At 33.8% G+C, this 6,836-nt stretch carries 11 protein-coding genes; 5 read left to right on the forward strand and 6 right to left on the reverse strand.

Features of this window, described 5'->3' with window-relative positions; translation table 11 throughout:
* Nucleotides 1–186: 186 nt before the first annotated feature.
* The 4 genes from C6H08_RS08810 (at nt 187) to C6H08_RS08825 (ending at nt 1,721) form a co-directional block, all read left to right on the forward strand.
* The gene (locus C6H08_RS08810; protein WP_034562223.1) at nt 187–468 is read left to right on the forward strand and encodes a hypothetical protein; all 282 of its coding nucleotides are present in this window, start codon (nt 187–189) and stop codon (nt 466–468) included.
* Between the two features lie 120 nt (nt 469–588).
* A complete protein-coding gene (locus tag C6H08_RS08815; protein ID WP_034562221.1) occupies nt 589–999 on the forward strand; it encodes a hypothetical protein in 411 nt (136 codons plus the stop codon).
* 136 nt (nt 1,000–1,135) lie between these two features.
* A complete protein-coding gene (locus C6H08_RS08820; RefSeq protein ID WP_138196290.1) occupies nt 1,136–1,513 on the forward strand; it encodes a hypothetical protein in 378 nt (125 codons plus the stop codon).
* Nucleotides 1,503–1,721, forward strand: a complete 219-nt coding sequence (locus tag C6H08_RS08825) for a hypothetical protein (RefSeq protein WP_034562216.1) — start codon at nt 1,503–1,505, stop codon at nt 1,719–1,721. The genes C6H08_RS08820 and C6H08_RS08825 overlap by 11 nt, the downstream gene beginning before the upstream one ends.
* A 177-nt stretch (nt 1,722–1,898) precedes the next feature.
* On the opposite strand, the gene C6H08_RS12360 is transcribed toward C6H08_RS08825, so the two are convergent.
* The 6 genes from C6H08_RS12360 to C6H08_RS08845 form a co-directional block, all read right to left on the reverse strand.
* Nucleotides 1,899–2,033, reverse strand: a complete 135-nt coding sequence (locus C6H08_RS12360; protein WP_267892897.1) for a hypothetical protein — start codon at nt 2,031–2,033, stop codon at nt 1,899–1,901.
* A 104-nt stretch (nt 2,034–2,137) separates the two neighbouring features.
* Nucleotides 2,138–2,482: a hypothetical protein gene (locus tag C6H08_RS08830; RefSeq protein WP_138196292.1), complete on the reverse strand. Its 345-nt coding sequence runs from the start codon at nt 2,480–2,482 to the stop codon at nt 2,138–2,140.
* 34 nt (nt 2,483–2,516) lie between these two features.
* The gene (locus C6H08_RS08835) at nt 2,517–3,032 is read right to left on the reverse strand and encodes a S1-like domain-containing RNA-binding protein (RefSeq protein ID WP_052099940.1); all 516 of its coding nucleotides are present in this window, start codon (nt 3,030–3,032) and stop codon (nt 2,517–2,519) included.
* Complete coding sequence (locus tag C6H08_RS11345) at nt 3,007–3,144, reverse strand: hypothetical protein (RefSeq protein ID WP_158656851.1); 138 nt, start codon at nt 3,142–3,144, stop codon at nt 3,007–3,009. Before C6H08_RS11345 ends, C6H08_RS08835 begins: the two co-directional genes overlap by 26 nt.
* A 29-nt stretch (nt 3,145–3,173) precedes the next feature.
* Nucleotides 3,174–4,568 carry a UDP-N-acetylmuramate--L-alanine ligase gene (gene murC / locus C6H08_RS08840; RefSeq protein ID WP_034578929.1) on the reverse strand — a complete coding sequence of 465 codons (1,395 nt, stop codon included), beginning with the start codon at nt 4,566–4,568 and terminating at the stop codon, nt 3,174–3,176.
* 104 nt (nt 4,569–4,672) lie between these two features.
* Nucleotides 4,673–5,134, reverse strand: coding sequence for a low molecular weight protein-tyrosine-phosphatase (locus C6H08_RS08845; protein ID WP_034578930.1), 462 nt, complete (start codon nt 5,132–5,134; stop codon nt 4,673–4,675).
* A 64-nt stretch (nt 5,135–5,198) separates the two neighbouring features.
* Here C6H08_RS08845 and C6H08_RS08850 point away from each other — a divergent pair, with 64 nt between their 5' ends.
* Entirely contained in the window at nt 5,199–6,338 is a 1,140-nt protein-coding gene (locus C6H08_RS08850) for a metallophosphoesterase (RefSeq protein ID WP_034562208.1), read from the forward strand.
* Nucleotides 6,339–6,836: the final 498 nt, after the last annotated feature.

Genomic DNA, 6,836 nt, shown 5'->3' on the forward strand with positions numbered 1-6,836 from the left:
AGTAAATAAAATAAAGGGGGTTATTTTTATTTTTTTAAGGCTTTCATCTTGTGGTAACATTGTAATGATTTACCCTTTTTTATAGCAGGAATTCACGCATATAGGTAATTCCTACCATAAAAAAGGGTAAATCATTACAATGTTACCACAAGATGAAAACTTTTACTAAAAAAGGATATTAACAAAATGACACTCTCTCTAAACCCATCAGTAATCCAAGACAAAGAAAAAAACACAGAAATACAAGTAAATAATATAGATTTAGTTACACAACATAAACCAATGCCACAACAAGAAGCACCAAACACAGCAGTTTTAAACACACAAGAAAACAATACAGAATCTAGAATAAACACACAAGAGCTAACACAAGCACAGCAAACACAAGATTTTGCATATGCAAACGACCCAGAGTATATAGAATTCACAAAACAACAACTAGAAGCAAAAAAGCAGCACAGAATCTAAAAGACTCAAGCAAAATAGAAGATGAAATAGATAAAAGCATAGCAAAAGGCATGCATATTGTAAAAAACAACCCCGCTAGCTATATTAACCGCCCCTAAATACATGTTACGGGGACACTCTATGCTAAAAGACCAATTAGAAGCAGAGGGGAGAAAACTATATGACTATGCAGTAAAATATAATGCAAAAGCAGAGACACTAGGATTAACAAGCTTTGATAAAGAAAAGCTAGAACATGCAAGAATAAGACAATCGCTAAAAGGTATAACAGACCCAAAAGAATTAAATAAAGAACAAAAAGAGTATCTAGAAAGAAATCAAGGCTTTATAGACTGGGGCTATGATAAAGTATTTACAAAAGAAAGCAAACATCATGAAGAATTATTAAGAAATGAAACAAGAAAAGAGGTTAAATCACAAGCACTAAACCAAGCCTTAGCTATGGTATCATCAAATACAAGTCTTACAGATATATTTAGGGGGAAAGAACACAGCAAAGAGCAAAGACAAACAATCTTAAATGAGGGGTAGGAATTAGCAAAAAAGACATGGTTATAAAGCATTTGTATATGTAAAAGAAACAGGGGATTATGCATTTATTGATGATAAAAATCAATTATTACATATAGACTCTAAAAGCATAATAAAAAACTTTGACAAGTTTGTAGTGAATAACTATAACGATATTGTAATGACTTCTATCCCCGTAGCTGGATGGGGAGCAAAAGGCGCACAAAAAGCTATGAGTAAAGCAGGGTGGCTAAAAACAGCAAGTAAAGAAGCTGCAAAAGTAGGGGCGATAAGCTTTGCAGCAAGCCCGCTAGATTATGCAGCACAAAGAAATTATATAGAAATGGATATAGACCCAGCACAAATGCTAAATTATGCAACAGGTAATGCAATAGGTAATGCAGCAGGGACAATGGCAGCAGCAGGTTTAATAAAAGGGGTAAGTATAGAACTTAACAATATCAATAAAATAAAACGAAAAGTGTGCAAACTTGAAAAATCAATGAAAAATAAGGATTTAAACATTGCAAAGTAAGATATTAATAAACAAGCTCAAAGATAATGCAGAATTAGCTCAAGCAGCTTATGGATATTATGATTTAATGACAACAGACGATAATCAATTATTCATCATATTGAAAGATGAATATGGCAAAAATAAGACAGATTCTAGTGAAAACTTTGTTACAAAACAAATTACTCTCGTTGATATTATGAATATCGCATTTCAGTATGTTGTATGAACTAGAGACAAATGATCTTTATAAAATAAATAAACTTAAAGGCGATTTTGCCCCACTCCAAGCGCAAAACTTTTTGAAAAATATGATTTACTTATGCAACGGTCCAATACAGAATCTGGAGGCTATAAATTTTTGCATCCCCAAACCTTGCATCCATATATAAGGACAAAGAATAAACTATCTGAAGTTGTTATGTTTCTCAATATAACAACCCCTATCTTCTGACATCTGTTTAGAATCTAGTGTATCTTGTGCCATAGGTTTTGCAACTTTCTCGGTAAGCACAGATTCTAATCTCTCATTATCTTTCATTTCGTCCCCTTACATTAATGCTTGAGATTATAGAATCTAGCTTTTTTGAATTTTTACCGTCTAAAAACTCTTTAGCTAAATGCGATTCTATAACACAATAGCCTTTATGCTGTATGAATACAATTTGCTTTTGTTTTAGAAGTGTAGTAAGTTCTTTTTTTTACGCCTTTCTTACTCATAGATAGCATTTTTGCAGACATATCATTAACTATGAAATATTCATTCTTGCTATTTAGCTTTGCGATGAGATTATATACTGCATTTATATCTCGTGCTATAATTAAATCTAGTTTGCCATCATTTCGCACTTTTACTACTTTTGCTTCATATTCTTCATAAAGATTTAGTGGATAGCTAAGTGTATTGCTATAAATCATGCCATGATAATAATGCGGTAAAACTACGCATAAGATTCCAATAGGTGAGCTAGAAATAGTCCATATTTTCACATTTTTATGTAGAAGATTCTGTGTTTTGCAGGGTTTAAGCAGGGGATTTATATCCTTTTTTTGCGATTAGTCTTTTCATTTTATCTTGCGTGATACGCACGACTATATGCGTATGATTTGCGTATTGATGAGGGGATTTTGTCGGCATAAAGATATCTTTTGCAAGCCCAATATCAAGAAAAAGTCCATCTTTATTACTATCTCTAATCTCAAGCCTTGCAATCTCATTTAGCATGGCTAGGGGCTTTTTGGTTGTAGCTAAAATCCTATCGCTAGAATCTGTGTGGATAAAAACTTCTATATAGTCGCCAATTTCTTCATCGCCAGTTATGTAGGCGTTGGGTAGTAATACAATTTTACTAGAATCTATATTCTTGTCATTTTGAGTGTCAAGCAAAAAATCTTTTCTAGATTCTATGTTAGATGTTTCGCTTCGCTCAACATGACAATTTGTTATAGAATCTAATCTCTTGTTGTTTTGTGCTTTAATCTTCGCGGTCTGCCTAAGTGGCATAGAATCTAGACTATCTTTTCTGCATGGTTTTGCCAAATAGATTCCATGTTGAGTTTTTTTTTACAACGCAGAGTGTTTGCATAGTGCCGATACAATCTGCTAAATCATGTTTAGCTAAACTCTCTTTTGCATGTGTTTCTTTTTCCATATTGTATCTTGTGCTTTTTTGCTTATACACTACTGCTCTCCGCGTAACTGATAGGTAATATCCCCCGCTCCAAGCCCAATGATTATACCCTCACTCAATGTCTCTATGACGCAATTTTTAGAATCTAAAAGCAAGATTTTCTCTTTATCTCGCTTTATCTTACTTGCAAAAATGGGCTTATATTCACCAAAAAGTGTGGCAAAATCAAAGTTAATAGGCTCTTCTCCAGCCGCCCAAACAGGCAGTATGACTAATCTATCACAATCCTTAAAGCATTTACAAAAGGCTTCTAAATTATCACGCAGACGCGAGTATTTATGCGGTTGAAAAATCGCTGTGATTTTGTAGCTATTTTTAGAATCTTGTTGTAATACTTTTTGTGCTTCTAAAAGTTTTGCGTATTTTTTCGTGGCTTCAAGTGTTGCGACAATCTCTGTTGGGTGATGTGCGTAGTCATCGATAATGCAAGGGGTATTGTCGCTTAGATTCCGTAATATATCAAAGCGTTTTTTAATCCCCTTAAATGCTAAAAGATTGTTTTTAATCTCTTCTAGCGGTAATAAATCCATTGCACTTAAAACCGCTATACTCGCATTCAACGCATTATGATAGCCAATCCCATAAATGCTAAACTGCCCCAAATCTTTTAGCATAAAAGTAGTATAAGGCAATAAACCTTTCAACTCATAAGTGATATTTTTTATATCATCATCTGGATAAAGACAGGTAATTGCACTAGATTCAAAGTTAGAATCCTTTAGTCTTACATAAAGATTCCGTAAAACTTCACATTGCATATTTAGCACGACATGTTTTCCTTGCTGCATAAAAGAGAGATAGGCATCTTGTAGTTTTTTAAAGTCATTATCATAGCTTTCTAGGTGTTCGGCTTCTGCGTTAATCACTATGCTTTTATATGGATTTGAGTTAAGAAAGCTTTTATCACTCTCATCTGCTTCAAAGACCAATAAATCATCTTTAGACACTCTCACATTTGAGTTAAACTCTTTGCTAATCGCCCCAATAATCGCCCCACTATGTGGCAAGATAGCAGCTAATATTGCACTCGTGCTAGACTTGCCATGAGCCGCACAAATGCTTAATACTCTCTTTTTGCTTAATAGAATCTTTAAGGCTTCCTTGCGAGATAGAATCTCTTTATTTAGCCTTTTAGATTCTATAATCTCAATATTAGAATCTTTTATAATTGCTGAATGGATAATCAAATCTTTATTGGCTATCACTTCCTTATTATGCGGTATGTTGATGGCTATACCCTCATCTCTTAGCGTCTGTGTGATTGAAGTGTCTTTAATATCTGAGCCACTTACAATAGCCCCTTGCGCCTTTAAAAATCTAGCCAATCCACTCACACCAATCCCGCCAATACCAATAAAATGCACTTTGAGTTGATAAAAATCCATAGCAAACCTTAAATTTATTTGAAACTTGATAGCTTTCTAAGTCTATAACAAAAAGCAAAATTATAATATTTTTTTGTGTTTTTGTGGGATGATTACACTAGAATCTACTTCCCACAAAACCCATAATGGCTAAACATTTTTTCTAGTAAAGATTCTATTAAGTTATAAACTTCTCTAAAACCATCATCACTATTACAATAATATGGATCTGGCACATCAACTCCATTATCAAAATCGCCTAATTTTACCACTTTTTCCTTTGGGAAGCCTAGTGCTAAAATATCCCTTTTATTATTAGAATCCATTGCTACAATAAGGTCAAACTCCATATCACCATAAACGCGAATAGGGCGGGATTTCTGCATAGATATATCAATGCCATTTTCCTTTGCTATGCGTATAGATTGCCTGTGTGGTGGCTCTCCGCGATGAAAGGCACTCGTCCCACAAGAATCTATTTTTAGATTCCATTCAAATCTATCATTCATGCTTCTTGCTATGCCTTCTGCTAAAGGCGATCTGCATATATTTCCTAAGCATACAAATAAAACACTTTGTAATTTCATGCGTTTTCCTTGCAAAAAAATGCTAGAATTATAGCAAAAATTTTTCTTTCATTAAGGGTTATTCGTGGCGATTAGTATCCGCATTTTATTCTTTATTGCACTTGTGCTGCTGCACATCTTTATTTATTATATGCTGTTTAAAAATATTTCTACAAGTCCTGCTATAAGGCATGTCGGCAAACTCATTGTAATTTGTAATTTCCTTTGTATTGTTGTATTCTTAAAGCTATATCACACACATATTGATTCCATGCTTTATACGATTTTATCAAGCACACTTGGGGTGTTTTGGATAAGTTGCAATATCGCTTTGCTTGTGTTTATTGCGACTTTGTTTATACGATTTTCTTTTGGTGCATTTGTGCTTGAAAGGGTGCAGATTCCAATCATTTTAATAGCTTGGTGTGCCATCATTGCTTTAACGCTTTTAAGCTTTTATTTGAATGCCAAAGAGCCAAAGATAACCACCACGCAAGTCTCACTGCAAGGTATCACAAAGCCACTAAATATTGCCGTTTTGACTGATATGCACATCGATGTCTTAATGGATAAAAAGGCAGTCGTAAAGATTGTAGAGCAGACTAATAGCACCATGCCAGATATTATCCTGCTTGGCGGCGATATTGTGGATAATTACTATCATATCGTAGAAGATTCTGTAAAAGAGTTAGCAAATCTCAAGGCAAAGTATGGAATCTATTATGTGCTAGGCAACCATGAATATTACTATGATACCTATACGATTATAAAAGCCTTAAATGATTTGGGTATCACAACGCTTACAAATCAAGCTATGGTCTTGCGGAATCTTGGCTTAAATATCGCAGGAATTGCGGACTTAATGGGAAGTAGAGAGAAGTTTAAAGATAGTGTGCTAGTCCCAGATTTAGAAAAGACACTAGCCTATACAGATAAGCAATACCCAACGATACTACTCGCACATCAGCCAAAGGTTTTGAAATTATTGCAAGGTGAAGACATAGGACTTGTAGTAAGCGGACATACACATGGTGGGCAAATATTCCCATTTCATTTATTTGTATTGCTAGATCAGCCATTTTTATCGGGATTACATTCATGGGAGCATAAAGGTAAAAATACACAAATCTATGTTAGCAATGGTGTGGGCTGGTGGGGTATGCCTATGCGATTATTTGAGAGAAGAGAGATTAGCTTATTGCAAATCATTCCGAGTGAGATGTAGAATTGATATGCATAATTTACCTTTTTAAGAGAGCCTTATTTTAAAATGAAAATGGGGTAGAGTTTATTAATAAACCTTATATATATGGATATTTGTAAATCAGTTTAGTATTTTTAGTTTATTTTAGCTTGGTTTGCGTGACTTTACAGCCCCTATTATATACACTTTGTTTATTTATAAACCATCTTGTTGTCATATATGAACACCCAAACTCAAATCTTAAAATCACAATCATCATAATCGTTCAATCTCACTCATCATATATGTAAAACATAGAGATTGCCGATTATTGTACTTTTCAAAAAAAATGAAGTATAGATATATTATGCATGTTATGTTAAAACAAAACAATGGACGAAAAATATATAAAGTTTCTGATTTACTCGCATACAAAGCGGTACATTTTATATTTTGAAATTAAAAAGTATGCCGGAGATATTATGCTATGATTAAGTTAGGGAATCTACAAAAGCAAGTCTCAAAAAACTTGCAAGTAGA

The organism is Helicobacter bilis (assembly GCF_900198365.1).
Lineage (GTDB): Bacteria > Campylobacterota > Campylobacteria > Campylobacterales > Helicobacteraceae > Helicobacter_A > Helicobacter_A bilis_B.

Coding starts and splice junctions, on each gene's coding strand:
- C6H08_RS08815 (WP_034562221.1), top strand. CDS start 589: ATGCTAAAAGACCAATTAGAAGCAGAGGGGAGAAAACTATATGACTAT.
- C6H08_RS08810 (WP_034562223.1), top strand. CDS start 187: ATGACACTCTCTCTAAACCCATCAGTAATCCAAGACAAAGAAAAAAAC.
- C6H08_RS08845 (WP_034578930.1), bottom strand. CDS start 5,134: ATGAAATTACAAAGTGTTTTATTTGTATGCTTAGGAAATATATGCAGA.
- C6H08_RS11345 (WP_158656851.1), bottom strand. CDS start 3,144: ATGGAAAAAGAAACACATGCAAAAGAGAGTTTAGCTAAACATGATTTA.
- C6H08_RS12360 (WP_267892897.1), bottom strand. CDS start 2,033: ATGAAAGATAATGAGAGATTAGAATCTGTGCTTACCGAGAAAGTTGCA.
- murC (WP_034578929.1), bottom strand. CDS start 4,568: ATGGATTTTTATCAACTCAAAGTGCATTTTATTGGTATTGGCGGGATT.